At 63.0% G+C, this 24,438-nt stretch carries 22 protein-coding genes; 11 read left to right on the top strand and 11 right to left on the bottom strand.

The features are described from left to right. Positions 1-55 precede the first annotated feature (55 nt). The 5 genes from AC1Q6J_RS08135 (at position 56) to AC1Q6J_RS08115 (ending at position 4,469) form a co-directional block, all read left to right on the top strand. On the top strand, positions 56-1,462 hold the full coding sequence (locus AC1Q6J_RS08135; RefSeq protein ID WP_492278808.1) for a cytochrome ubiquinol oxidase subunit I: 1,407 nt from the start codon (positions 56-58) through the stop codon (positions 1,460-1,462). A gap of 5 nt (positions 1,463-1,467) precedes the next feature. Beyond that, positions 1,468-2,481 carry a cytochrome d ubiquinol oxidase subunit II gene (gene cydB, locus AC1Q6J_RS08130; protein WP_492278807.1) on the top strand — a complete coding sequence of 338 codons (1,014 nt, stop codon included), beginning with the start codon at positions 1,468-1,470 and terminating at the stop codon, positions 2,479-2,481. Between the two features lie 17 nt (positions 2,482-2,498). After that, positions 2,499-2,630, top strand: coding sequence for a DUF2474 domain-containing protein (locus tag AC1Q6J_RS08125; protein WP_492278806.1), 132 nt, complete (start codon positions 2,499-2,501; stop codon positions 2,628-2,630). 140 nt (positions 2,631-2,770) lie between these two features. Next, complete coding sequence (locus AC1Q6J_RS08120; protein ID WP_492278805.1) at positions 2,771-3,364, top strand: L,D-transpeptidase; 594 nt, start codon at positions 2,771-2,773, stop codon at positions 3,362-3,364. A gap of 55 nt (positions 3,365-3,419) precedes the next feature. After that, entirely contained in the window at positions 3,420-4,469 is a 1,050-nt protein-coding gene (locus AC1Q6J_RS08115; protein ID WP_492278804.1) for an amino acid ABC transporter substrate-binding protein, read from the top strand. 190 nt (positions 4,470-4,659) lie between these two features. Here AC1Q6J_RS08115 and AC1Q6J_RS08110 read toward each other — a convergent pair whose 3' ends face one another. Together AC1Q6J_RS08110 and AC1Q6J_RS08105 are read right to left on the bottom strand one after the other, a co-directional pair. Continuing rightward, a complete protein-coding gene (locus tag AC1Q6J_RS08110; protein ID WP_492278803.1) occupies positions 4,660-5,799 on the bottom strand; it encodes an acyl-CoA dehydrogenase family protein in 1,140 nt (379 codons plus the stop codon). Positions 5,800-5,937: 138 nt separating this feature from the next. Next, on the bottom strand, positions 5,938-7,122 hold the full coding sequence (locus AC1Q6J_RS08105; RefSeq protein ID WP_492278802.1) for an acyl-CoA dehydrogenase family protein: 1,185 nt from the start codon (positions 7,120-7,122) through the stop codon (positions 5,938-5,940). A gap of 201 nt (positions 7,123-7,323) precedes the next feature. Here AC1Q6J_RS08105 and AC1Q6J_RS08100 point away from each other — a divergent pair, with 201 nt between their 5' ends. Further along, positions 7,324-7,872 carry a carboxymuconolactone decarboxylase family protein gene (locus tag AC1Q6J_RS08100; RefSeq protein ID WP_492278801.1) on the top strand — a complete coding sequence of 183 codons (549 nt, stop codon included), beginning with the start codon at positions 7,324-7,326 and terminating at the stop codon, positions 7,870-7,872. Between the two features lie 57 nt (positions 7,873-7,929). Beyond that, positions 7,930-8,451: a VOC family protein gene (locus AC1Q6J_RS08095; protein WP_492278800.1), complete on the top strand. Its 522-nt coding sequence runs from the start codon at positions 7,930-7,932 to the stop codon at positions 8,449-8,451. Here AC1Q6J_RS08095 and AC1Q6J_RS08090 read toward each other — a convergent pair whose 3' ends face one another. From AC1Q6J_RS08090 to AC1Q6J_RS08075, 4 genes are all read right to left on the bottom strand, one after another. After that, complete coding sequence (locus tag AC1Q6J_RS08090) at positions 8,452-9,714, bottom strand: MFS transporter (RefSeq protein WP_492278799.1); 1,263 nt, start codon at positions 9,712-9,714, stop codon at positions 8,452-8,454. Positions 9,715-9,859: 145 nt separating this feature from the next. Further along, on the bottom strand, positions 9,860-10,216 hold the full coding sequence (locus tag AC1Q6J_RS08085) for a nuclear transport factor 2 family protein (RefSeq protein ID WP_492278798.1): 357 nt from the start codon (positions 10,214-10,216) through the stop codon (positions 9,860-9,862). 129 nt (positions 10,217-10,345) lie between these two features. Next, positions 10,346-11,497 carry a hypothetical protein gene (locus tag AC1Q6J_RS08080; protein WP_492278797.1) on the bottom strand — a complete coding sequence of 384 codons (1,152 nt, stop codon included), beginning with the start codon at positions 11,495-11,497 and terminating at the stop codon, positions 10,346-10,348. A 290-nt stretch (positions 11,498-11,787) separates the two neighbouring features. Continuing rightward, positions 11,788-12,441, bottom strand: coding sequence for a glutathione S-transferase family protein (locus AC1Q6J_RS08075; protein ID WP_492278796.1), 654 nt, complete (start codon positions 12,439-12,441; stop codon positions 11,788-11,790). A 188-nt stretch (positions 12,442-12,629) separates the two neighbouring features. On the opposite strand from AC1Q6J_RS08075, the gene AC1Q6J_RS08070 reads away from it, so the two are divergent. Beyond that, positions 12,630-13,853, top strand: coding sequence for a polyhydroxyalkanoate depolymerase (locus AC1Q6J_RS08070; protein WP_492278795.1), 1,224 nt, complete (start codon positions 12,630-12,632; stop codon positions 13,851-13,853). A 25-nt stretch (positions 13,854-13,878) separates the two neighbouring features. On the opposite strand, the gene AC1Q6J_RS08065 is transcribed toward AC1Q6J_RS08070, so the two are convergent. Further along, on the bottom strand, positions 13,879-15,048 hold the full coding sequence (locus AC1Q6J_RS08065; protein WP_492278794.1) for a mandelate racemase/muconate lactonizing enzyme family protein: 1,170 nt from the start codon (positions 15,046-15,048) through the stop codon (positions 13,879-13,881). A gap of 162 nt (positions 15,049-15,210) precedes the next feature. Between AC1Q6J_RS08065 and AC1Q6J_RS08060 the strand changes: the two genes are divergently transcribed. After that, the gene (locus tag AC1Q6J_RS08060; RefSeq protein ID WP_492278793.1) at positions 15,211-16,605 is read left to right on the top strand and encodes a caspase family protein; all 1,395 of its coding nucleotides are present in this window, start codon (positions 15,211-15,213) and stop codon (positions 16,603-16,605) included. A gap of 59 nt (positions 16,606-16,664) precedes the next feature. Here the strand turns inward: AC1Q6J_RS08060 and AC1Q6J_RS08055 are convergent, their stop codons facing one another. The 3 genes from AC1Q6J_RS08055 to AC1Q6J_RS08045 form a co-directional block, all read right to left on the bottom strand. Continuing rightward, positions 16,665-17,066 (bottom strand): DUF1496 domain-containing protein, encoded by a 402-nt coding sequence (locus tag AC1Q6J_RS08055; RefSeq protein ID WP_492278792.1) that lies wholly within the window; start codon positions 17,064-17,066, stop codon positions 16,665-16,667. 144 nt (positions 17,067-17,210) lie between these two features. Beyond that, positions 17,211-18,410 (bottom strand): ABC transporter substrate-binding protein, encoded by a 1,200-nt coding sequence (locus tag AC1Q6J_RS08050; protein WP_492278791.1) that lies wholly within the window; start codon positions 18,408-18,410, stop codon positions 17,211-17,213. A 139-nt stretch (positions 18,411-18,549) separates the two neighbouring features. Next, entirely contained in the window at positions 18,550-18,822 is a 273-nt protein-coding gene (locus AC1Q6J_RS08045) for a DUF7662 domain-containing protein (protein ID WP_492278790.1), read from the bottom strand. A 77-nt stretch (positions 18,823-18,899) separates the two neighbouring features. On the opposite strand from AC1Q6J_RS08045, the gene AC1Q6J_RS08040 reads away from it, so the two are divergent. Further along, the gene (locus tag AC1Q6J_RS08040; RefSeq protein WP_492278789.1) at positions 18,900-19,775 is read left to right on the top strand and encodes an SDR family oxidoreductase; all 876 of its coding nucleotides are present in this window, start codon (positions 18,900-18,902) and stop codon (positions 19,773-19,775) included. Between the two features lie 6 nt (positions 19,776-19,781). Here the strand turns inward: AC1Q6J_RS08040 and AC1Q6J_RS08035 are convergent, their stop codons facing one another. Next, positions 19,782-22,112, bottom strand: coding sequence for a xanthine dehydrogenase family protein molybdopterin-binding subunit (locus AC1Q6J_RS08035; RefSeq protein WP_492278788.1), 2,331 nt, complete (start codon positions 22,110-22,112; stop codon positions 19,782-19,784). A gap of 210 nt (positions 22,113-22,322) precedes the next feature. Here AC1Q6J_RS08035 and AC1Q6J_RS08030 point away from each other — a divergent pair, with 210 nt between their 5' ends. Beyond that, the gene (locus AC1Q6J_RS08030; RefSeq protein ID WP_492278787.1) at positions 22,323-24,428 is read left to right on the top strand and encodes a molybdopterin-containing oxidoreductase family protein; all 2,106 of its coding nucleotides are present in this window, start codon (positions 22,323-22,325) and stop codon (positions 24,426-24,428) included. The last annotated feature ends 10 nt before the right edge of the window (positions 24,429-24,438 follow it).

Genomic DNA, 24,438 nt, shown 5'->3' with positions numbered 1-24,438 from the left:
ACGTCGCGGTGCGCATGCTATACGACCTCCAGATTGGACATGCTGGAGGTCCACGATGTTCGATGGTTTCGACGCCATTACCCTGGCGCGCTGGCAATTTTCGTTCACGATGAGCTTTCACATCGTGTTTCCGGCCTTCTCCATCGGCCTTGCAAGCTATCTCGCCGTCCTCGAAGCGCTGTGGCTATGGACCGGCCGCGAGGTTTTCATCAACCTTTTCAACTACTGGCTGAAGATTTTCGCCGTCGCCTTCGGCATGGGCGTCGTCTCGGGCATCGTGATGTCCTACCAGTTCGGCACCAACTGGGCGATATTTTCGGACAAGACCGGCCCCATCATCGGCCCGCTGATGGCCTACGAGGTGCTGACCGCTTTCTTTCTTGAAGCGGGCTTTCTGGGCGTCATGCTGTTCGGGCTCAACCGCGTCGGCCACAAGCTGCATTTCGTCGCGACCCTCATGGTCGCCATCGGCACGCTGATCTCCGCGTTCTGGATCCTGTCGGCCAACTCGTGGATGCAGACGCCGACAGGCTTTGCAATGAACTCGCAAGGACAGTTCGTCGCCGCCGACTGGTGGAAAGTGATCTTCAATCCATCCTTCCCCTATCGCCTCGTCCACATGGTGCTGGCGGCGTATCTCACCACCGCCTTCGTGGTCGGCGCTGTCGGCGCATTTCACCTGCTGCGCAATTCGAGGCTTGAGGGCGCGCGCGTGATGTTCTCAATGGCAATGTGGATGGCGGCGCTGGTGGCGCCGATCCAGATCTTCGCCGGAGACCAGCACGGCCTCAATACGCTCGAGCATCAGCCGGTGAAGGTGATGGCGATGGAAGGTCACTTCCAGAGTCACCCGAACGGCGCGCCGCTGATCCTGTTCGGCTGGCCCGATCAGGACGCGGCGGTCGTCAAGTATGCACTGGAAATCCCGAAGGCGTCGTCGCTGATTCTCAAGCATTCGCTCGATGCGCCGCTGAAGGGGCTCGATACCGTGCCGCGCGAGAACTGGCCCAAGGTCGGGCTCGTGTTCTGGTCGTTCCGTATCATGGTCGGCATCGGATTCCTGATGCTCGGCATCGGCCTGTTCAGCCTGTGGGCACGCTGGCGCGGCACGCTTTATGATTCGAAGCTGCTGCATTCCTTCGCGCTGGTTATGGGTCCTGCGGGATTCATCGCCGTCCTCGCTGGCTGGGTCACGACGGAGGCCGGGCGTCAGCCGTTCACGGTTTACGGCCTGTTGCGCACGGTGGATTCGGCATCGCCGCTCGATGCGCCCGCGGTCGCGACCTCGCTGCTCGCCTTCATCGTCGTCTACTTCATCGTGTTCGGAATGGGTGTGTTCTACATCCTGCGGCTGATGAACGCGCCGCCGCATCATGGCGAAGAAGGCCCAAGCCGGGATGTGCCGGCCCGCGCCGCCGGTATCACGCCCGCGCAGGCCGTTCCCGCCCACGGACAGAGGTGAGCGCCATGGCCAGCTTCACATTCGACATCGCAACGCTCTGGGCCTTCATCATCGCTTTCGCGGTGTTCATGTACATCGTGATGGACGGCTTCGACCTCGGACTCGGCATGTTGTTTCCGATGTTTCCGAAGAAAGAAGACCGCGACGTGATGATGAACACCGTCGCGCCGGTATGGGACGGCAACGAAACCTGGCTGGTGCTCGGCGGCGGCGGCTTGATGGCCGCGTTTCCATTGGCCTATGCGGTGCTGATGCCGGCGCTTTATACGCCGATCATCGCCATGCTGATCGGACTCATATTTCGCGGCGTCGCCTTCGAATTCCGCTGGCGCACCCAGAGCGAGCGCAACCGCTGGGACATCGCCTTCGCCGGCGGCTCGCTGATCGCGGCCATGGCGCAAGGCATCGCGCTCGGCGCGATTTTGCAGGGCATTCACGTTGAAGGCCGGCACTATGCGGGTGGCTGGTGGGACTGGCTGACACCATTCAGTTTCCTGACGGGCTGCGCGGTGCTCGCCGGTTACGGTTTGCTCGGCGCGACCTGGCTCGTCATGAAAACCACCGGCGAATTGCGTGAGCACGCCTATCGGCTGAGCTGGTACCTGTTGATCGCGACGCTGATCGCCATCGTCGCCGTCAGCCTCGCGACGCCGTTTCTTCAGGCGGATTACTGGCGGCGCTGGTTTGAGTGGCCGAACATTCTGTTCACCGCGCCGATCCCGATCGCGGTGGCGGCGATCACGCTGTTGCTGCTGAAGAGTCTCGCCAACAAGCAGGACTACCGGCCGTTTGTGCTCTCACTGGTCCTGTTCGGGATCACCTATGCCGGCCTCGGCGTCAGCATGTATCCCTACATCGTGCCGCAGAGCATCACCATCTGGCGGGCAGCCGCGCCGGCCAACAGTCTTAATTTCATGATCTTCGGCGTCGCGATCCTGGTGCCGATCATTCTTGCCTACACCGCGTGGGCCTATTGGGTCTTCCGTGGCAAGGTCGACGCCTCGAGCGGCTATCACTAGCGGGACACGAGATGAGCATGACCTCGCCGCCCGAACAGCCCCGGCCCCTGGCGCAGAAGCTGCTGTGGTTCGCGGCGCTGTGGCTGCTGGGCACAGGCACCGTTGCCGCCTTCGCCTATCTCCTGCGGCTCTGGATCGCTCCGCACTAAGCTGAGCGATCGCCGGTTTTCAGATATATTTTAAGGATTTACGACGCATGTTGGCCCGCCTTGAAGCGCGGGTCACTTGCCAGCCGAGCACGGCTAAGGTTTGATGCGCGCGGGGCACGAACTAACGCGGGATTCTCGACATGAACATCATCCGCTCTCTCGCTCTGGCGGCGGTCGCAGCCAGCCTGTTGTTCGCGGCGCCTCACGCCTTCGCGCAGGGCCGCGAGATGAATATCGGCGATCAGCCGGGATACATTCCCGATGACGAGGAGGTTTCGCCGGAATTCAAGCGCACAGCGGTTTTCTTCCGCACCACGGAAGCACCGGGCACCATCATCATCAGCACGTCCGAGCGCTTCCTTTATCTGGTGCAGGGCAACGGCCGCGCGCTTCGCTACGGCATCGGCGTTGGCCGCGAAGGATTCCAGTGGCAGGGATTGCAGAAGATCTCTCGCAAGCAGGAATGGCCGGACTGGACGCCGCCGCCGGAAATGATCGCACGTCAGCCTTACCTGCCGCGCTTCATGGCCGGCGGACCGGGCAATCCGATGGGCGCGCGCGCGCTTTATCTCGGCGCCACGGTTTATCGCATTCACGGCACCAACCAGCCGCAGACCATCGGCAGCGCCGTATCATCGGGATGCTTCCGCCTCGTCAATGCCGACGTAACCGATCTCTACGAGCGCATCCCCGTCGGCACCAAGGTCATCATCCGCCAGCGCCCCGAAATCTAATCTCCCGATAACGCTCTCTCCTTTTCGCACGCATACTTGGAAGCGAGATTCATTCATGTCCCTTTTTCCCCGCACCTTTGCCTCCGGTCTCACGCTCGGAGCAGTCATCGCGGTTGCTGTCGCCGCCTCCGCGATCGCCTACGAGCGATACGATACACGGACGCTGAAGCGGACCGTGAAACGCGACGCCGTGCTGTGCGGCGTCAACACCGGATTGCCGGGATTTTCGATTCCTGACGACAAGGGCAACTGGTCCGGTTTCGACGTCGACATTTGCCGCGCCGTCGCGGCCGCCATCTTCAACGATCCGAACAAGGTGAAGTTCGTCCCGCTCGATGCCAGCGAGCGTTTCAAGGAACTGCGCAATCGCAAGGTCGACATCCTGTCGCGCAACTCCACCTGGAGCATGTCGCGCGAAACCGAATACGGCCTGAACTTCGCAGCAGTCGCCTACTACGATGGCGAAGGCTTTATGGTGCGCCAGTCGCGCAACATCACCTCCGGTCTCGAACTCGACGGCAGCAAGGTCTGCGTCCAGGCCGGCACCACGACACAGCTCAATCTCGCGGATTACTTCCGCGCCAACAACATCAAGTATCAGGAATTGAATTTCCCGAGCCTGGACGAGGTTCTCAAGGCCTATGATTCAGGCCAGTGCGACGTGCTGACCACCGACGTGTCGCAGCTCTATGCGCTGCGGTTGCGGCTGACCAAGCCCGCCGAACACGCCATCCTGCCGGATGTGATCTCGAAGGAGCCGCTGGCGCCGGTGGTGCGGCAGCGCGACGACGAATGGCTGCTGATCGTGAAGTGGACGATCTACGCCATGTTGAACGCCGAGGAACTGGGCGTCAGCTCCAAGAACATCGACGCCGCGCTGAAGTCCAAAAAGCCCGACGTCATGCGGCTGCTCGGCACCGAAGGCGCCTATGGCGAGGAAATGGATCTCACGAAGGATTGGGCCGCGCGCATCATCCGCCACGTCGGCAACTACGGCGAGATTTACGACCGCAACGTCGGCGAGGGATCGAAGCTCAAGATTCCACGCGGCCTCAACCAGCTGTGGAGCGCCGGCGGCATCCAGTACGCGCCGCCGATCCGGTAATCGCTCGCGGCAGCCGCCGCATCACTCTCCACTGGTCGTCCCCGCGAAAGCGGGGACCCATAACCACCGAGATTTCTGCCGAGCAGCGCTCGTCAACATCACATTCCCCAGCAAGCACAGGGAGTATGGGTCCCCGCTTTCGCGGGGACGACGTCGTGATGTTGGTGATTTATTCCGAAGCCGCCGAGACTCAATAACCCTTCATCCGCGCCAGTTGCTCGGCGTGGTAGGCACTGTCGCCGAACAATTCCTGGCACACCCGCGCACGCTTCATGAAGAAGCCGATGTCGAAGGCGTCCGTCATGCCGACGCCGCCATGCATCTGCACGGCTTCCTGAACGGCCAGGGTCGCGGTCGATCCGGCCTTCGCCTTGGCGACGGCGACCGCGGCGCCCGCCGCAGCGAAATCGCTGTCCAGCGTCTGCGATGCCTTCATCACGGCGGCCTTGGTGATTTCGATCTCGGTGTAGAGATGCGCGGCACGATGCTGCAACGCCTGGAATTCACCGATCAGCTTGCCGAACTGCTTGCGCTCCTTCAGGTACGTCACGGTGCGCGTGAAAGCTTCCTCGCTGATGCCGACCATCTCCGACGCCACGGCGGCGCGGCCGACGTTGAGAATACCTTCCAGCAGCATGCCGCCCTGATCGACTTCACCGAGGACGCCATCAGCGGTCACCTCGACATCGTTGAACACGATGCGCGCGGCGTTGTGCGCATCGACCATCGCGGTGCGCTCGATTTCGATGCCTTTGGTTTTGGGATTGACCAGAAACAGCGTCAGCCCCTCGCGATCGCCGCTCTCACCCGCGGTGCGGGCCGCGACGATCAGCAGATCGGAGGCGTGACCGTCGATCACGAACGCCTTCGCGCCCTTGAGCTTGAAGCCGTTGCCGGACCGCACGGCTTTCATCGCTGTCTTCGCAGGACGATGCTTGGCGCCCTCGTCCACCGCGAGCGACGCGATCAGTTCGCCCTTGGCAATCCTGGTCAGATATTCCGACTTCTGCGCGCCGTTGCCGCCGCGCGACAACGCGGTCGCCGCCACCACGCCGGTCGACAGGAACGGCGACGGCATCAGCGTGCGGCCGATTTCCTCCATCACCACGCCGGCCTCGACGTTGCCAAGTCCGCTGCCGCCGAATTGTTCCGGCACCAGCAGACCTGCGAAACCCATCTCGGCGAATGTCTTCCACAACTCGCGCGAGAACCCGGTCTCGTCCCTGGTGTCGCGCAGCTTGCGCAGATGCGCCACCGGCGCCTTGTCGCTGATGAGGCCGCGCGCGCTGTCGCGCAGCATTGACTGTTCTTCGTTAAGGACGAGAGCCATTTTTATGTCCGGATCAAGAGGGCTTCAGATGTTGATTTCGTCATTCCGGGACGCGCCGTTTCGCGCGGACCCGGAATCCATGAGTTCCAGATTCCGGACTCGCACGCTCACGCTCGCGCCCCGGAATGACAGACTCGATCACGCGCCGGGCAGATCGAGAATGCGCTTGGCGACGATGCCGAGCATCACTTCGCTGGTGCCGCCCTCGATCGAGTTCGCCTTGGTGCGCAGCCACGTCCGCGCCGTCAGTCCCTCGCGGGAACGAGGGCTTTCCCATTCCAGCGCATCGACGCCTCCGGCCGACATCAGGATCTCGTATCTGCGCTTGTTGAGTTCGGTGCCGTAATACTTCAGCGCCGACGAATAAGCCGGATGCCCCTGTCCCGCTTTTGCAAGATCGACCGCGCGCTCGGATGCACAGGCCATCGCGGCCTCGTCGACATCGAAGACTGCGATCTGGCCGCGCAACATCGGATCGTCCAGTTGCCCGTGTTCGTCGACGCCGACGGAGTTCGCCGCCACCTGACCCATGGGCCGGGAGCCGCGGCGCTCGCCCACTTCGCTGATCATGGAGCGTTCGTGCTGGAGCAGATATTTCGCGACGTCCCAGCCGCGATTGACGGTGCCGACCACATGCGACCGCGGCACGCGGACGTTGTCGAAGAAGGTTTCGCAGAACGGCGACTTGCCCGAGATCAGAAGGATCGGCTTGGTCGAGACGCCCTTCGACGTCATGTCGAACAGGATGAAGCTGATGCCGTCATGCTTCTTGGCGCTGAAGTCGGTTCGCACCAGACAGAAGATCCAGTCGGCGAAATTCGCCATCGAGGTCCAGATCTTCTGGCCGTTGATAACGTAATCGTCGCCGTCGATATCCGCGCGGGTCTGCAACGACGCCAGATCCGAACCGGCATTCGGCTCCGAATAGCCCTGGCACCAGCGGATCAGGCCAGCGGCGATCTTCGGCAGATGCTCGCGCTTCTGCGCATCGGAGCCGTATTTCAGCAGCGCCGGTCCAAGCATCCAGATGCCGAAGCTCGAGAGCGGAAGCCGGGCGCCGATCGCGGACATTTCCTGACGCAGGATCTTCGTTTCCTCGAGCCCGAGGCCGCCGCCACCGTATTCCTTCGGCCATTCCGGCACAGTCCAGCCCTTGTCGCGCATGCGCTCGAACCAGAGACGCTGCGGCTCCGACGAGAACGTGGTGTTGCGGCCGCCCCAGAAAACATCGGCGTCGCCCGTCACCGGCTTGCGCATCTCGGGCGGACAATTCGCCTCCAGCCAGGCGCGCGTCTCGCTGCGGAATTTTTCCATATCGGCCATTCGATCATCCCTTGGGCTGATGGGCCGCTGCGCGGTGCGCGCGGCTTTGTTCATTTTCTGGGCCGGACTGTACTGTCCGCTTGGCGGATTTCAATATCTCGCTGACGCGAAAGCCGCACCCGGTGCGATATGGTAGCCATGCACGACAACCCCGGGGCCGCGCCCCGGCACCGCCACCGCGTTTAAAACAGAGGAACCGCCATGCGCCTGAGAATGCTTTCGCCTAGCGAAATGACCGCCGATCAGACGAGCATCTTCGAGGAATCGGTTTCAGGCAAACGCGGCACGGTCACGCCGCCGCTGCGCGCGTGGATCCATGCGCCTGAGGTCGCGCGGCACGCCAGCCGGCTCGGCGCATTCCTGCGTTACGACACCACGCTGGGTCCGCGCCTCTCCGAACTCGCGATCCTCGTGACCGCGCGGCACTGGAGCGCGCAATTCGAATGGTATGCGCACAAGAAGATGGCGCTGGCAGCGGGGCTCGATCCGAGCATCATCGATGCCATCAACCATCGTCACGTCCCGGATTTCGACGATCCGAAAGCGGAACTGGTTTACGAATTCAGCGAGTCGCTGCATGAAAACTGCAAAGTCCCGAAGTTGCTCTACGACAAGGCCATCGAGATGCTCGGTGAAACCGGCGTGGTCGAACTGGTCGGCCTGCTCGGTTACTACGCGCTGGTGTCGATGACGCTCAACACCTTCGAAGTCGAATTGCCGGAAGGCGAAACCTCCGACCTTGTACCATGAGGAAGACGCTCATACATCGATGAGAGCAATGCATCGATGTCATCGGAGAGACCTGGTATGTCCGGAGAAACCACCAAGTGGATATCAGCGTCCTTCAAACCGATTGCTGCGGGCACGCGGATCGGTCATGTCCATTTGAAAGTCGCGGACCTCGACCGCGCACTCGGCTTCTATCAGAATGTCCTCGGCTTCGAGCTGATGCAGCGTTACGGCGATCAGGCCGCGTTCATTTCCGCAGGCGGCTATCACCACCACATCGGCCTCAACACCTGGCACAGCAAGGGCGGCAACCCGCCGCCTGAAGGCGCCACCGGCCTGTTTCATACCGCGATCCTCTATCCGACACGCGCGGCGCTGGCCGACGCGCTGCATCGGGTGCTGTCCGCCGGCATTGCGCTGGACGGCGCGAGCGATCACGGTGTCAGCGAGGCGCTTTATCTGCGCGATCCCGACGAGAATGGTGTTGAGCTTTACCGCGACCGGCCCGAGGCCGAATGGCCGCGCCATCCCGATGGGACACTGGCGATGTTCACGCGCCGGCTCGATGTGGAAGCCTTGCTGCGCGAACGTGAAGACTGATCAAATCGCCTTCAGCGTCTTCGCGCGAACCAGCACGATCGCAGCGGCGATCAACTGGAGCGCCACACAGGCATAGAACGGCACGGTGTAACTGCCGGACAGATCGCGCAGCAGTCCCACGATTCCCGGCCCAAACGCATAGGTGAACTGGCAGATCGCCGTCACCAGGCTGACCAGCACGCCGAAGGCAGCCGCGCTGAATTCCCGCTGCACGATCATCGACGGCAGCGTGATCATGTTGCCCACCGAGAAGCCGAACACCGCGCTGGCCGCGAACAGCGCAGCTTCGTTCCGGGTGTTAATCATCACAATCAGTGCGAGCGCCTGACTGACCGCCGAGGTCGCCGCCGCCTTGCGCTGGTCCATCCGGTCGACGACGAGACCGAACAGGACCCGTCCCGCCACCGCCATCGCGGTCATCAGCGCCACTGCGACACTGGCGCGCTCGCGGCCCATGATCGGATCGAGAAACGAAATCTGATGCACGATGAAGCCGACCTGCGCGGCCAGCAGCAGCGCGAACGGCACCGTGATGGTCCAGAACGAAAGGCTGCGGAACGCCGCATGGCGCATCTGCGCAATCGACCGCACGGCTGGCGCAGGCGCGGCGGCAAAGACATCCGCCGGGGGCAGCGCGCGCTTCGGCGGCCGGCCAACCCAGATGAGAATCGCCGGTACCGCAAGCCCGACGATCACCAGCGCCGCGCCGATCGAGGTCGCGGGGAAGCCAAACCTGCCGATGGCGCCGACCAGCAACGGCACGCCGAGTACACCGCCGCAGCTTGCGCCATTCAAGGCAAGGCTGATCGCCATGCCTCGCTTCCTGTCGAACCACAGCCCAAGCGTGTTGTTGATCGCAGCGAGACTGGTCCCCGCCCAGCCGAATGCAATCAGCGCATAGGCGGCGTACAATTGCCACGGCGATGTAATCTGCCCGACCATCGCGGTGCCCGCGGCAATGGTGAGGATGCCGCCAATCAGAAGACGGCGCGGCCCCAGCGCGCGGATCGCCTCGCTCACGAACACGACCAGAACCGCGCTGAACAGGTAGTAGCAGGTGGTCGCGGTTGAGATCAGCGAGGCCGGCCAGCCGTGAAGACGTTGCAGTTCGGCGAGATAGACGCCCTGACCGTAAAAGCCGGCGGCCCAGGCGAACGTCGCGACCAGAAAGCAGACCCCGACGATCGGCCAGCCCTCATAGCGGATCGACATTTCATCAATGATCTTCTTATCCGCGACGGGGCCCGCGTGAGGCGCGTTCATATTCCGGCGTTTCCCTAAGGAGCTTGACGCTCTTCTTCTCTGCCGATTTCACCGGCAGTTTCGCCATCTGTCAGGATGCCGATCGCGGCGTCAAGCGAGACATCGTCATCGCCCGCATGACGGCCGGTCATGTCAGGGGAACGGCTTACGCTTTCGCCGCGTTGTAGAAGAACCGCTCCCGGAAAATCCTGTCGCCGCGCCATTCCTGCATGGCGATTTCATCGACATGGCGGGTCTTGCCGTCGAGGCCGACAAGATCGAAGTTCCAGTGGATCATGACGTGATCGCCCTCCACCACCGATACCAGCGCGCTGGAACGGACTTCTTTCATCTGCGCAAGGATACCGCGCTCATGCGCCACCAGCCCGTCGCGGCCGACCCGCGGCGGCGCGCTGTTCTCCTGCATGCTGGCGTCTTCGGTGTAATAGCGCTCGATAGCGCCGGCATGGTCGCCGCTCTCCACCACTGCAATGAATTCGTCAACGCGTGCGCGTGTCGGCATCTGTGTTCCCCGGTTTATCAGCCGGGAACACTTAAGCACGCGCCGTCCGAAACGCTACGGGGCGACGATTCATGTTTATTGCAGTTTTGTGTGCGTGTCCGTCAGGTAACGGCCTCGCCGGCAAGACGCCTACTTGTACAGATACCCGACCGGCTGGCCTGCGGTCCGCAGAGGACGAACATCCCGCCCTGTGATGATTTGACCGGCCAGACCGTCAATCTCATCACGCTGCGTCGGCGTCCAACTGCAAAGATTCTCCATGCCCTTCAGAAGGCCGAGCCGGAGGACTTGGGTATTTTCACCCATACCTATGAGACTGATCGTGTTCTTGCTCGCGGTCACCACATCGCCGGCAGCAAGCCCGAAAATCTTCCCCGCACCATCCCTGAATTCGGCTGTGCCGCGAATGACGCGATAGATAACAACCTCGCCCTTCGCGAAAGAAGCAGCGTCCGCTGTGGCGGATGTGCTCTTCGGCAGGAGCGAGTGGCCACGCGGGTCGGTTGCGATGATATGGCCGGTGACGAGATGACCGCTCGGCGCCTCGATTCCGATATCGCGCACATAAACAGGCATGGCCGACTTGATGAGACTATCAGGCGCGCCAGCCGCCAGCGGCCTGAAGAGCGCATCCAGCGCCAGCGGATCCTGTAGCCAGAAGCCTGCATCGGACGGGCGATCATGCAGAGGATGGCTCCAGGCCACGCGCGGCGTTTCGTCTTCGTTGATCTGATCCGGACCCACGATCGTCGGGTTGGGAAAGGTCGTCGGATCGGTAATGAAGGCTTCGAGAAATTTTCCGGAGTAGCCCATCGAAATCGGGTCCGGCGCCACGGTCTGCGGCGTCTTCAGATTCTCCTCGGTCGACAACCCCGACCATGTGTAAAAAAGCTGGCGATGCACGATCGCGCTTTGCAGCATCACCGCGCCGGGGCCGACATTGTAGAAGCGCCCATCGTAATCGAAGGTAAACATCCCCGACGTGACCAGCACGAGCTGGAAACCGCCCGGTGGAAGGTGAAGATGAAAATCGGTGGGGCCTGTATCCGGGAGATAAATCGGCAGATTTGTCGCGACCTCATGGAGGAGGAAGGTTTCGTTGTTCGCATGAAAGCCTTCGTCCGCGCGGCTGTAGAGCGCCTGCGGGCGATACGTCGCCTCGTATGTCGTATCCTTGTGGCGATCGATGGCGACGAAGTTCTGAGTGTTCAGACGAATGGGAGCGCCGTTCGGGCGCGTGAGACCAGACGATTTTGAATCGACCGCAGCATGCACATTCATGGCATCCTCCAACCCGGGCGAACGCGCGCCGGCGCAGTTGCTTCTGCAATGCATCATGCGAATTCCACGCCAGCGACCGCATCGCGCGCGGTCACGGCGTGAGGAAGTTTTGCGCAATGAAAGATGTGGCTGAGTCCGTGGAGGATTCAGCCAAGCGACGAACTGGCTCGCTTTAAGGACTCGGCTCTCACGCCATGCGCCTTGTCTGGCATCCCAGGGAAGCACGCTTCCAGGCAAGCGCACGCAGCCGCAACCGGCCCAGCGATCAGGCAGTTGCGCGCGACCGCTGCCTAATATTCCACCTCAAGCTCCTCGATTTCCGCCGGCTCCTGCCGCGCGGCCTCGACCCACTCCTGCATTTCAGGAAGGCTCATCACCCGTTTTGCATAGCTCGCCAGCGACGGGCCGATCTGGACATCGTAGGTCAGGAAGCGCGTCACCACCGGTGCGTACATCGCGTCCGCCATCGACCGATGCCCGAACAGGAACGGGCCGCCGGATTTTTCCAGACAGTCGCTCCAGATCGCACAGACCCGATCGATATCCGCCTGCGCGCGTGACCAGACCTTGAAGCCCGGAAAGTGCCCCTTGATGTTGACCGGCAGCGACGAGCGCAGGGTCGTAAAGCCTGAATGAATCTCGCCGCAGATCGATCGGCAATGCGCCCGCGGAATCCGCTCGGACGGCAATAAACCCGCTTCAGGCATGAGATCGTTGAGATATTCACCGATCGCCAGCGTGTCCCACACCACCGCGCCCTCGTGGCGCAGGCACGGCACCAGGATCGACGATGACAGCAGCAGGATCTCCGCCCGCGCCGACGGATCGTCAGCCGCGGTGATGATCTCATCGAACTCGAGTCCGGAAAACCTCGTCATCAACCAGCCGCGCAGCGACCATGACGAGTAATTCTTGCTGCTGATGGTCAAAGTGGCCTTGCCCATGGTCGCTCTCCTAAACGCCTGCACATCAAAGAGGCGGATCGACTTTCTCCGCCCGGTCACGCCCGCGCCTGCCTGTTGTTTAAGCGCTTGCTCCTTTTACACACAGCAAACGACATGCCAGTCCGAATGGCCGATTGACGGGGCTTTGGCGTCAAGTTTGCATGACACAAAGCAAGGGAATGTGCCGGATGTCGCCAATGATGTACCAGACCTATCAGAACACCATGGACATGACGGCCCCGTGGCGAAGCGGGGCCGCAACGGCGCTGTCCTACCTGAAAATGCTGCCCGAAGGCATTTCGGACAAGGTCTTCGGCCGGGCCGCCGCCGCGCTCGAACTGGTGTCGCGCAGTTCGCTGACCTACAAGCGGCCGGAATATGACATCAAGCCCGTCGCGGTCGGCAACCGCGAATGGCCGGTGATCGAGGAAGTCCCGTTCGCGACGCCGTTCGGCTCGCTGCTACATTTCAGGAAGGATGGCGCGCCGGACCAGCCGAAGGTTCTGCTGGTCGCGCCGATGTCAGGTCACTTCGCGACACTGCTGCGCGGCACGGTGCAGACGCTGTTGCAGGATCATGACGTCTACATCACCGACTGGCACAATCCGCGCGACATTCCGCTCGATCAGGGCAAGTTCGGTCTCGACGAATATACCGAGCATCTCATCACCTTCATGGATCAGCTCGGCCCGAAGTCTCACATGGTCGCGGTGTGCCAGCCATCGGTATCGGCGCTGGCGGCCTGCGCCATCATGTCGGAAGACAATCATCGCGCGCGCCCGGCGAGTCTCACCCTGATGGCGGGGCCGATCGACACCCGCATTGCGCCAACCAAGGTCAATGAGTTCGCAACCTCAAAGCCGCTGAAGTGGTTCGAGGACAATCTGATCAATTACGTGCCGGTGCAGTGCAAGGGCGCCTTCCGCAAGGTCTATCCCGGCTTCATTCAGGTCACCGCGTTCGTGTCGATGAATCTCGAACGGCACGTCAAGTCGCACAAGGATTTGCTCGAACATCTGGCGAAGGGTGAAGTCGAGAAAGCCGACACCATCAAGACGTTCTACGACGAATACTTTGCGGTGATGGATCTGCCGGCGGATTTCTACATCGACACCATCCGCGACGTGTTTCAGGAACACCTGCTGCCGCAGGGCAAGCTCACCTACAAGGGCCGCGCCGTGAATCCGGCCTCCATCAAGAAGATGGGCCTGATGACGGTGGAAGGCGAAAAGGACGATATCTGCTCGATCGGACAGACGCTGGCGGCGCAGGATCTCTGCACCGGCGTGCGCGCCTACCGCAAGGTGCATCACATGCAGGCCGGTGTCGGCCACTACGGCGTCTTCAGTGGCCGGAAGTGGAACAACGAAATCTATCCGCTGCTGCGGGATTTCATTCACGTCAATTCGTGACGGCTTTGCCGGATTTGCGCCCGCGCTACTCCGCCAGCGCCTTCATCTCCTTGTAGAGATCGGATTTGCCCTCAAAGCCGATGCCCGGCAGGTCAGGCATGGTGATATGGCCGCTCTCCACCCGCACGCCGTCGGGGAAGCCGCCATAGGGCTGGAACAGATCCGGATAGCTCTCGTTGCCGCCAAGGCCGAGACCCGCCGCGATGTTCAGCGACATCTGGTGCCCGCCATGCGGGATGCAGCGCGATGGCGACCAGCCATGGGTCTTCAGCATATCGAGCGTGCGCAGATATTCACAAAGCCCGTAGGACAAGGCGCAATCGAACTGCAGCCAGTCGCGATCCGGCCGCATGCCGCCGTAGCGAATGAGATTGCGCGCATCCTGATGGCTGAACAGGTTCTCGCCAGTGGCCATCGGGCCCGGATAGAATTCGGCGAGCGCAGCCTGTAGCTGGAAGTCGAGCGGATCGCCTGCTTCCTCGTACCAGAACAGCGGATAGCCGCGCAGCATCTTGGCGTAGGCGATTCCGGTTTCCAGATCGAAGCGGCCGTTGGCATCGACCGCGAGTTGCGCCTGACTGCCGATCTCCTTCAGCACCGCCTCGATGCGTTCGCGATCTTCCGCAAGGGATGCGCCGCCGATCTTCATCTTGACGACATTGTAGCCGCGGTCGAGATAGCCGCGCATCTCGCCGCGCAGCGCCGACAGATCCTTGCCGGGATAATAGTAGCCGCCCGCCGCGTACACGAACACGCGCGGATCGGCCTTGCGGTTGTGCCGTTCTGCGAGCAGACGAAACAGCGGCTTGCCGGCGATCTTCGCCACCGCGTCCCAGATCGCCATGTCGATGGTGCCGACCGCGACCGAACGCTCGCCGTGGCCGCCGGGCTTCTCGTTCGACATCAGCGCCGCCCACGCCTTGTCGGGATCGATGTTGTCGCCGGACGAATCCAGCAATGTCTCGGGATCGGCTTCCAGCAGCCGCGGCGCGAAGCGCTCGCGGATCAGCCCGCCCTGCCCGTAACGGCCGTTGGAATTGAACCCGTAGCCGACCACCCGCTTGCCGTCGCGAACCGCATCTGTGACCACGGCGACGAGACTCGTCGTCATCTTGGTGAAGTCGATGTAGGCGTTGCGGATCGGAGACGAAATCGGCTTGGTGATTTCACGCACATCGACGATACGGACGGACATGGACGACACACTCCCGCTCATTTGCCTTCGCACTCTTGCGCGCGATGTCTACGCCACGAGGTGGAAAGTTCAAGCAAAACAGCTATTTTTTGCCACAACCGGGCTCTTTTCCGCGGTTCCGCACGTATGGTAGACAACGTGCCGAAAGCCCGGAGAGATATCGTGCGCATCCTGCTGCGTCCCCTGCTGATCCTGTTTGCAATGCTGACCGCGGCGCAGTTCGCTGTGACTGCCGCGCAGGCCGACAAACGCGTGGCGCTGGTGCTCGGCATCTCCGCCTATCAGCACGTCGCCAAGCTGCCGAACCCGTCGAACGATGCCAGCGCGATGGCGGAGCTGTTCCGGAAATCCGGGTTTGATGTCGTGGAAACAAAACGCGATGTGGGCATCGCCGATCTGCGCCGCGCGGTCGGCGACTTCTCGGACAAGGCGCAGGATGCCGATGTCGCCGTGGTGTTCTTCGCCGGACACGGCATCGAGGTCGATGGCACCAACTATCTGGTGCCGGCGGACGCGAAACTTGCGCGCGATTTCGACATCGAGGACGAAGCGCTGTCGCTCGACCGGCTGCTGAAGGCGATCGAACCCGCCAAGCGGCTGCGGCTGGTGATGCTGGACGCCTGCCGCGACAATCCCTTCGCCAAGACCATGAAGCGCACGGTTGCATCGCGCTCGGTCGGGCGTGGCCTCGCCAAGATCGAGCCGACAGTGTCGGACACCCTGATCGCGTTCGCAGCGAAAGCGGGCTCGGTGGCGCTCGATGGCGACAACAGCAACAGCCCCTTCACCACCGCGCTGCTTGAACATATCGCGACACCGGGAATCGACCTGCGCATCGCGTTCGGCCGGGTGCGGGATTCGGTGCTTACCACCACCGCCCGTAAACAGGAGCCCTATGTCTATGGCTCGCTAGGCGGCAACACGGTTGCGATTGTCGATGCACCGGCAGCGGCGGCCAAAGCGGACACCAGGCCCGCTGCCGCACAGGTGGCATCGGCCGACCCCAATGTCCCCGCGGCACCACGCGCTCCGGTTTCGGCGTCATCCTCGGTGTCATCCAACGAAATCGCGGAAGCGTGGCGCGCGGTTTCCACGACCACAAACTCGACTGTGCTCGAAGCCTTCGTGCGCCGCTTCGGCGACAGCATCTACGGCGATCTCGCCCGGGCGCGCTTGCAGGAGCTGAAAGCGCCGGAAACGAAAGTCGCCGCGAAGCCGGACGAGCGCTCGCTACATCCCGCGCAGAGCGCAACGGCAACACCGTCCGCCGCAGCCACTCCTGCTGCGAACGGCTATCTCGGATGCTTCAAGGATCAGGGCAAGCGCGATCTCGACGGCTACACCTTTTACGACGGCAAGATGACCACGCAATTGTGTGTGTCCACATGCCGTGACAAGGGTTTCAGCCATGCCGGGACGCAGTATGCCGGCCATTGCTTTTGCGGCAACAAATATGGCGCAGCCGGTCCTGCGACGAACTGCGATGCGAAATGCACCGGCAACCGCGACGAAATCTGCGGCGGCACATGGGCCAACTCGATTTACAAGGTGAACTGATCGCGCAGGCTCGCGTGACCGGCAGCGCCTATCGGGGCTGCCGGGAACGAATCGGCGCGCTACTCGCAGAACCGTTTGCCGTTGGTGTAGAAACAGAATGGCGAGCTGTCCGTCGCGGGCGTGATTTCCCTGGCGATGTTCCGGCGATTCCAGATCGCGCGCCGCTGATATTTTGAAAGACGCGGCCCGGGCGCCACGCAACGGCTGCCGAGCTTTTCGTCGGTCACATTGGTCCACACGGCCCTGGCGCCATCGATGGTGCAGGTTTGCATCATGGCCTTCTGCACACAGACGTTCGCGCCTTCGCTGTATTTCCTGTTGTTGTAGATACACACAAGCGCGGCAGGCTTTGGCTCGGCTGACGTCTTTTGCCCGGCCGCGGGTTTTCGCTCCGGCGGCGTTTGCGCAGCCGCAGGCACACCGAGCAGGACAAGAAAGCAGAGCGAGAGGGTGCGGATCATTCTCTCTCTTTAGCGCGGAGCGGCCCTGCAAAGAAGGCGACCGCCGCGAAAATGCTTAAAGAAAACAGCTTCAAATATCGTCAATTGAAGGATCGCAGCGGCATCCGGCCCGGCACCATGCCGGACCGGATATCGCAATCGTGCTTACTTGGTCAGCGGGCAGCCCGACTCCTTCGCCGACGGGAAGGCCTTGTCACCGGGCACCACCGCCAGTTCCTTGTAATAGTCCCAGGGCTTCTTGGACTCGGACGGCTTCTTGACCTCGAACAGGTAGAGGTCGTGAACCATGCGGCCATTTTCGAGAACCTTGCCGCCCTGCGCGAAGTCGTCATCGACCGGCAGTTCCTTCAGCTTCCTGGCCACCGCCTCGGTGTCCTTGGTGCCCGCGGCCTTGACGGCCTTCAGATACTGCAAGGTCGCCGAATAAGTGCCGGCCTGAATCATGTTCGGCATCCGGCCGGTGCGCTTGAAGAACTTCTCACCGAAGTTGCGCGACCTTGCATCGCGGTCCCAGTAATAGCCTTCCGTCAGCACCAGGCCCTGCGCGGCCTCAAGGCCGAGGCCGTGGACCTCAGCCGCCGTCAGCAGCAGTCCGGCGAGTTTCTGGCCGCCCTTGACGATGCCGAATTCCGCCGCCTGCTTGATCGAGTTCGTGGTGTCGAGGCCAGCGTTGGCGAGACCGATGACCTTCGCCTTCGAGCTTTGGGCCTGGAGCAGGAACGACGAGAAGTCAGCGGTGTTCAAGGGAATGCGAACCGCGCCCAGCACCTTGCCGCCCTGCTGCGTGACGAAGTCGCCGGTATCCTTTTCGAGCGCATGGCCGAACGCATAGTCAGCGGTCATGAAAAACCATGTATCGCCGCCGGCCTTCACCAGCGCCCCGCCGGTGCCATAGGCAAGCGCGCGGGTGTCATACGCCCAGTGGAAACCGTAAGGCTGACATGCGTCGCCGCTCAAACGCGAGGTCGCGGCGCCGACCACGATGTCGATCTTCTTCATTTGCTTGGAGAGATCGTGGACCGCGAGCGCGACCGACGACGTGGTCAGCTCGGTGATCATGTCGACGCCTTCGACTTCATACCAGCGGCGCGCGATGCTGACACCGAGGTCCGGCTTGTTCTGGTGATCGGCGGAGACGACTTCAATCTTTTGGCCAAGTACCGAGCCGCCGAATTCCTCGACCGCCATCTTGGCTGCTTCAAAGGACCATTTGCCGCCGTAGTCGGCATAGACGCCGGACTGATCGTTGAGAATGCCGATCTTGACGCCCTGCTGCGCGGAGGCCGGCAGTGCCGCCGTCAGGCTGAACGCCGCGACCGCCGCGGCCAAAAACTTCGATGTCATTATGCGCTCCCGTTCTTCTTGTTTGAGACGCCTTTATAGCGACATCGCATTTACGCAGGGCATTGAACTTTCGCATCGGCTCTGTGCAATTCACGCAAGGATTTTGCGGCGCACAACGAACATCCGAAACCTCGTGGATTCAGCGCCCCTGCCTGAACCGTCCAGCGGAGAGCTTGCGGAAACGCACACCCTTTCCATCCGCGAGCCGGGTCGCCTCATAGCCGCCGTCGCGGATCGCGTCCCGTTGCGGGCGCGCGTTCTCGGGATTGCGCTCCTTCTCCCACCATGACGCCCGCTGCGACGCGCGCGGCAGCGCGAACCCCAGCAGATCTTCGATCTCCTCGAAGCTCAGCACGAGTTCGGCCTTGGTCTGATGCGAGAGATACTCGCGGAGCGGGTCGTAATCGCCCAACAGCTAGGCTCCGTCATTGAAAACCGGTGTGTGAGCCGATAGGTACGTCGCATCGCCTCTCTTGAACAGGGCTTTTCGTGAATCTGTTTGTCTTCGGCCTGGGCTTCAGCGGCAGGACCATCGCCGAGCGCCGTCTCGCGCGCGGCGATCATGTCGCCGGCACCGTGCGGTCGCGTGAGAAGGCGCAGGTCCTGTCTGCCGCAGGCGTGACCGCGCACGTGTTCGGACCGGATGGCCGCGACGACGCCATCGATGCCGATCTCGCAGCCAGTGAGGCGCTGCTGATCTCGGTTCCGCCGGGCACCGGCGGCGATCCTGTGCTTGCCGCTTACGCCAGACAGATCGCTGCCGCGCCGAAGCTGCGCTGGATCGGCTATCTCTCGACCATCGGCGTTTACGGCGATCACGGCGGCGCGTGGGTCGATGAGCAAACGCCGGTGACGCCGGCCAATGCGCGTTCGCGCGAACGCGCCGGCGCCGAACAGGCGTGGCTTGCCTTCGGCGCCGCGAACAACATTCCCGTGCAGATTTTCCGGCTCGCGGGCATTTACGGCCCCGGCCAGAGCCAGCTTGTGCAACTGGCGCGGGGAACAGCGCGCCGGATCGTCAAACCCGGACAGGTGTTCAACCGCATCCATGTCGAGGACATCGCGCGCGCGGTGGATGCGTCGCTGGGCCGGCCGCGACAAGGCGCAATCTACAACGTCACCGACAATGAACCCGCGCCGCCGCAGGACGTGGTCACCTTCGCGGCCTCGCTCTGCGGCATTGAGCCGCCGCGCGAGATCAGCCTCGACGACGCCGGCCTGACCGAGATGGGCCGCTCGTTCTATGCCGAGAGCAAACGCGTGCGAAACGATCTGTTGCGCAACGAACTTGGCGTTACGCTGGCCTATCCGACCTATCGCGAAGGCCTGAGCGCATTGCGCGCGGCCGGTGAAGGGCCGCGCTGAGCGCGATCACGCCGCCTTGTCGCTCTTCGCGGCGCGGATTGCATCCCAGATTTTCACCGGCGTCAGCGGCGTTTGCAGCGATGTGATGCCAAGGTCGCTGAGTGCATCCATCACCCCGTTGACGACGCAGGGCGGCCCGCCGATGGCGCCGGATTCACCACAGCCTTTCGCGCCAAGCGGATTGGTCTTGCACGGCGCGGAGTCGTCGAGCGTCACATCGATATGCGGCATGTCGCTGGCGCGCGGGATGCAATAGTCCTGATAGCTCGCGGTCAGCAACTGGCCCGAGGAATCGTACACCACGCCTTCATAGAGCGCCTGTCCGATGCCCTGCGCGACGCCGCCGTGAACCTGGCCGGTGACCAGCATCGGATTGATGGCGATACCAACGTCATCCACCGTGGTGTAACGCACCACGCGGGTCACGCCGGTCTCCGGATCGATTTCGACTTCGCAGATATGCGTGCCGTTCGGCCAGGTCGGCCCGTCCACTTCGCCCTTGCTCTCGACGCTGAGGCGCGAGTTCTTCTCATCCTTGGCGAGATCGAACAGGCTGATACGCCTGTCGGTGCCAACCACCGTCAGAACGCCGTCGCCATACTCGATATCGCCGACGGAAGCCTCGAGTACGTGCGAGGCTTTCTCGCGCGCCTTCTGGATCAGATCGCCGGCCGACACCACGGCCGCGGTGCCGCCGACGAACAGTGAACGCGAGCCGACGCTGCCGCCGCCGGTCGCCTTGTCCGTGTCGCCCTGGATAACGTCGACGCGGTCGAGCGGAATGCCAAGCGCACCGGCCACCATCTGCGAGTAGCTGGTCTGAAGACCCTGCCCCATCGCCTGTGTGCCCGACTGGAGCACGACGCGGCCCTCGGCCGTCGCCGACAGCGTGACCTTCTCGGTATGCACACGGCCGCCGGTCCATTCGATGTAGCTGGTCAGGCCGCGGCCATAAAGCAGGCCCTTCTTCTTCGCGGCTTTCTTGCGCGCGTTGAATCCATCCCAATCCGCGAGCTTCGAGGCGCGTTCGAGCATGTGAGCGAAAGCGCCGCTGTCGTAGACCTCGCCGACCGCGTTCTTGTAGGGCAGCTGCGACGGCTTGATGTAGTTGACCTTGCGGATCTGGCGCGGGTCCATCCCGATCCGACGCGCGGCGGCATCCATCAGGCGCTCGACAATGAACACCGCTTCCGGCCGCCCGGCGCCGCGATAAGGCCCGGTCGGGGCGGTGTGGGTCAGCACCGCCTTGATGTCGAAGTGAATCAGCGGCAGATCGTAGACGCCGGTTGCGACGAACGGCCCGAGCACCAGCGGAATGATGACGCCGGCGCCGGTGAGATACGCACCTGTGCCGCCGAGCGAGCGCACGCGGAACGCCAGCACGCGGCCTTTTTCGTCGAGCGCGAATTCGCCGGTCGATGTGAGATCGCGGCCATGCGAGCCGCCGATGAAGTCGTCGATGCGATCGCCGCGCCAGCGCACGGTGCGCTTCAGCTTCGTGGCCGCGTAAGCGACAATGCCGTCTTCGGGATAAAGATTGACCTTGTGGCCGAAGCCGCCGCCGATATCACCGACCAGCACATGCACGCTGTCCTTCGGCCGCTTGAGCACGACGTCGGCGAGAATGTCGCGCGTCGCGGTCGGCGTCTGGCTCTGGACATGCAATGTGAGGCGGCCAGTTTTCTTGTCGACCTCCGCCATGGTGCTGCGCGGCTCCATCGCGGATGGCACCAGCCGCTGGCTGGTGATGTCGAGCGAGACAACATGTTTGGCTTTTGCGAAAGCCGCTTCGGTCGCAGCGGCATCGCCATAGCTCATGGCGGCGGCGATGTTGTCCGGCGCATCCGGCCAGACCACAGGCGCACCGGACGCCACCGCATCCGCCGGGCTGACGGCCGCGGGCAAAATCTCGTAATCGACCACGATGGCCTCGGCCGCCGTCTGTGCGTCGGCGCGCGATGAGGCGAGCACGGCCGCGACCGGCTCGCCGGCAAAGCGGACAACATCATGCGCCAGCAAGCGCCGCGGCGGCGCCGCCATCGGCGAACCATCGGGCCGCTTGAAGATCGGCAGGGTCGGGATGGTACCGATATCATCCGCGACCAGATCGGCTCCGGTATAGACCGCGGCGACGCCCGGCATGGCCTGCGCCGCGCCGGTGTCAATCGCCGTGATCCTGGCGTGGGCATGCGGAGAGCGCAGCACATAAAGCCACAGCGCGCCGTCCTGCGCCTTGTCGTCGATGAAATATCCCTGCCCTGTGAGAAGCCGCTGATCTTCAAGACGCTTGACGGACTGTCCCGCGCCGAAGCGCAGATTGCCGGGCAGAATGTTCATGGATGTTCCTTCGACGTGGTGACCTGACGAGCGGCATGGGTGCTACGCTGTGAAGGCCGCTCCCGAAGCCGGGTTCCGCTTAGCACAATCAGGCAGGGGGAGTTGAGTCCGTGGAATGGTTTCCCGCCATGCGCCGGAAGTAGGGCTTTCATGGCCCCGCAGGCCAGCCCCGACCTTGCATGTCCCCCCGCTCCGATTAAGGTCGCCGCGATGAATGAAATGCTCCGCCCCAAATCCACGCCGCTCCGGGTTGCCGCGACTGCCTGCCCGCACGATTGCCCCTCGACCTGCGCCCTGGAAGTCGACGTCCTCGACGAGTACACCATCGGCCGGGTGCGCGGCGCGCGGGACAACGGCTACACTGCGGGCGTGATCTGCGCCAAGGTGGCCCGCTATGCCGAGCGAATCCATCATCCCGACCGCCTGACGGCCCCGCTGATCCGCACCGGCGCAAAAGGCTCCGGCACCTTCGCGCCGATTTCGTGGGACGATGCGCTGGACGTGGTCGCCGAGAAATTCCTGGAAGCCGAGGCCCGTTACGGCTCCGAGGCCGTCTGGCCCTATCAGTATGCAGGCACCATGGGCCTCGTCATGCGCGACGGCATCCACCGTCTGCGTCATGCCAAGAAATACTCCGGCTTCCACTCCACCATCTGCGTCAATCCGGCCTGGACCGGATTTGTCGCCGGCACCGGCAAGCTCGCCGGCCCCGACCCGCGCGAGATCGCGAAGTCCGACTGCGTCGTGATCTGGGGCACCAACGCCGTCAGCACCCAGGTCAATGTCATGACCCACGCGACAAGGGCGCGGAAGGAACGCGGTGCCAGGATCGTCGCCGTCGACGTCTACATGAACGGCACCATGGAGCAGGCCGATCTCGCGGTGCTGGTGCGACCGGGCACCGACGGCGCGCTCGCCTGCGCGGTGATGCATTGCCTGTTCCGCGACGGCAAGGCGGATCGCGATTTTCTGGCGCAGCATACCGATGCGCCGCGCGAACTCGAACAGCATCTGCAAAGCCGCGGTCCGGAATGGGCCTCGAAAATCACCGGCTGCCCCGCCGAAACCATCGAGGAATTCGCCGCGCTGGTGGGCAACACGCCGCGCACCTATTTCCGGCTCGGCTACGGCTTTTCGCGCTCGCGCAACGGCGCAGCCAATATGCACGCTGCAAGCTGCATCGCAGCCGTGACCGGCGCATGGCGTCATGAGGGCGGCGGCGCATTCCACAACAACGGCGCGATCTATCACTGGGACCGTTCGCTGATCGAAGGACACGACATGATCGATCCGTCGATCCGCATGCTCGACCAGTCACAGATCGGCGCGATCCTGTGCGGCGACGCGGACGCATTGTTCGGCGGGCCGCCAGTGACGGCGATGCTGATCCAGAACACCAATCCGGTATCGGTCGCGCCGGACCAGACCCGCGTCAAGCAGGGCTTCGCACGCGAGGACCTGTTCGTCTGCGTCCATGAACAGTTCATGACCGAGACCGCCCGAGCCGCCGACCTCGTGCTGCCGGCCACGATGTTCATGGAGCATGACGACGTCTATCAGGGCGGCGGACATCAATATATTCTCGCAGGCCCGAAGCTGATCGAGGCGCCCGGCGAGTGCCGCTCCAATCATGATGTGATTGTCAGCCTCGCCAGGCGCCTCGGCGCCGAGCATCGCGGCTTCGACATGACGCCGCGTGAGATCATCGACTGGACGCTGCGGAAGTCCGGCTGGGGCACGCTGGAAAACCTCGAACGCGAGCGCTGGATCGATTGCCAGCCGGATTTCGAGACCGCGCACTACACCAAAGGCTTTGCCTGGCCCGGCGGCAAATTCCGCTTCAAGCCGGACTGGCCGACGGTGCCGTTCCGCAGTCCGGGGCTCTCAGGCCCGGTGGACGATCTGCCGCAACTGCCGGATCACTGGACGGTGATCGAGGAAGCGGATGAGCGCCATGCGTTTCGTCTCGCCACGTCACCGGCGCGCAACTTCCTCAACACCACCTTCAATGAAACGCCGACCTCGCTCGGCCGCGAACAGCGGCCGACGGTGATGATCCACCCGGATGATGCGGCGGCGCTGTCGATCGCCGACGGCGACAAGGTGATCCTCGGCAACGCGCGCGGCGAAGTGCGCATCGCCGCCAGAATTTTCGGCGGCGTGCGGCGCGGCGTGCTGATCGCGGAATCGATCTGGCCAAACGATGCATATGAGGACGGGCGCGGTATCAATACGCTGACCGGCGCGGATCCGATCGCGCCCTATGGCGGCGCGGCGTTCCATGACAACCGCGTCTGGATCAGACGCGCGGCGTAGGCCGGCTCGT

This window comes from Afipia sp. MLSD5-FHT05B12 (genome assembly GCF_058793355.1).
Note: the sequence above shows the minus strand (reverse complement) of the source record. Positions and strands in the feature narration are given on the sequence as shown.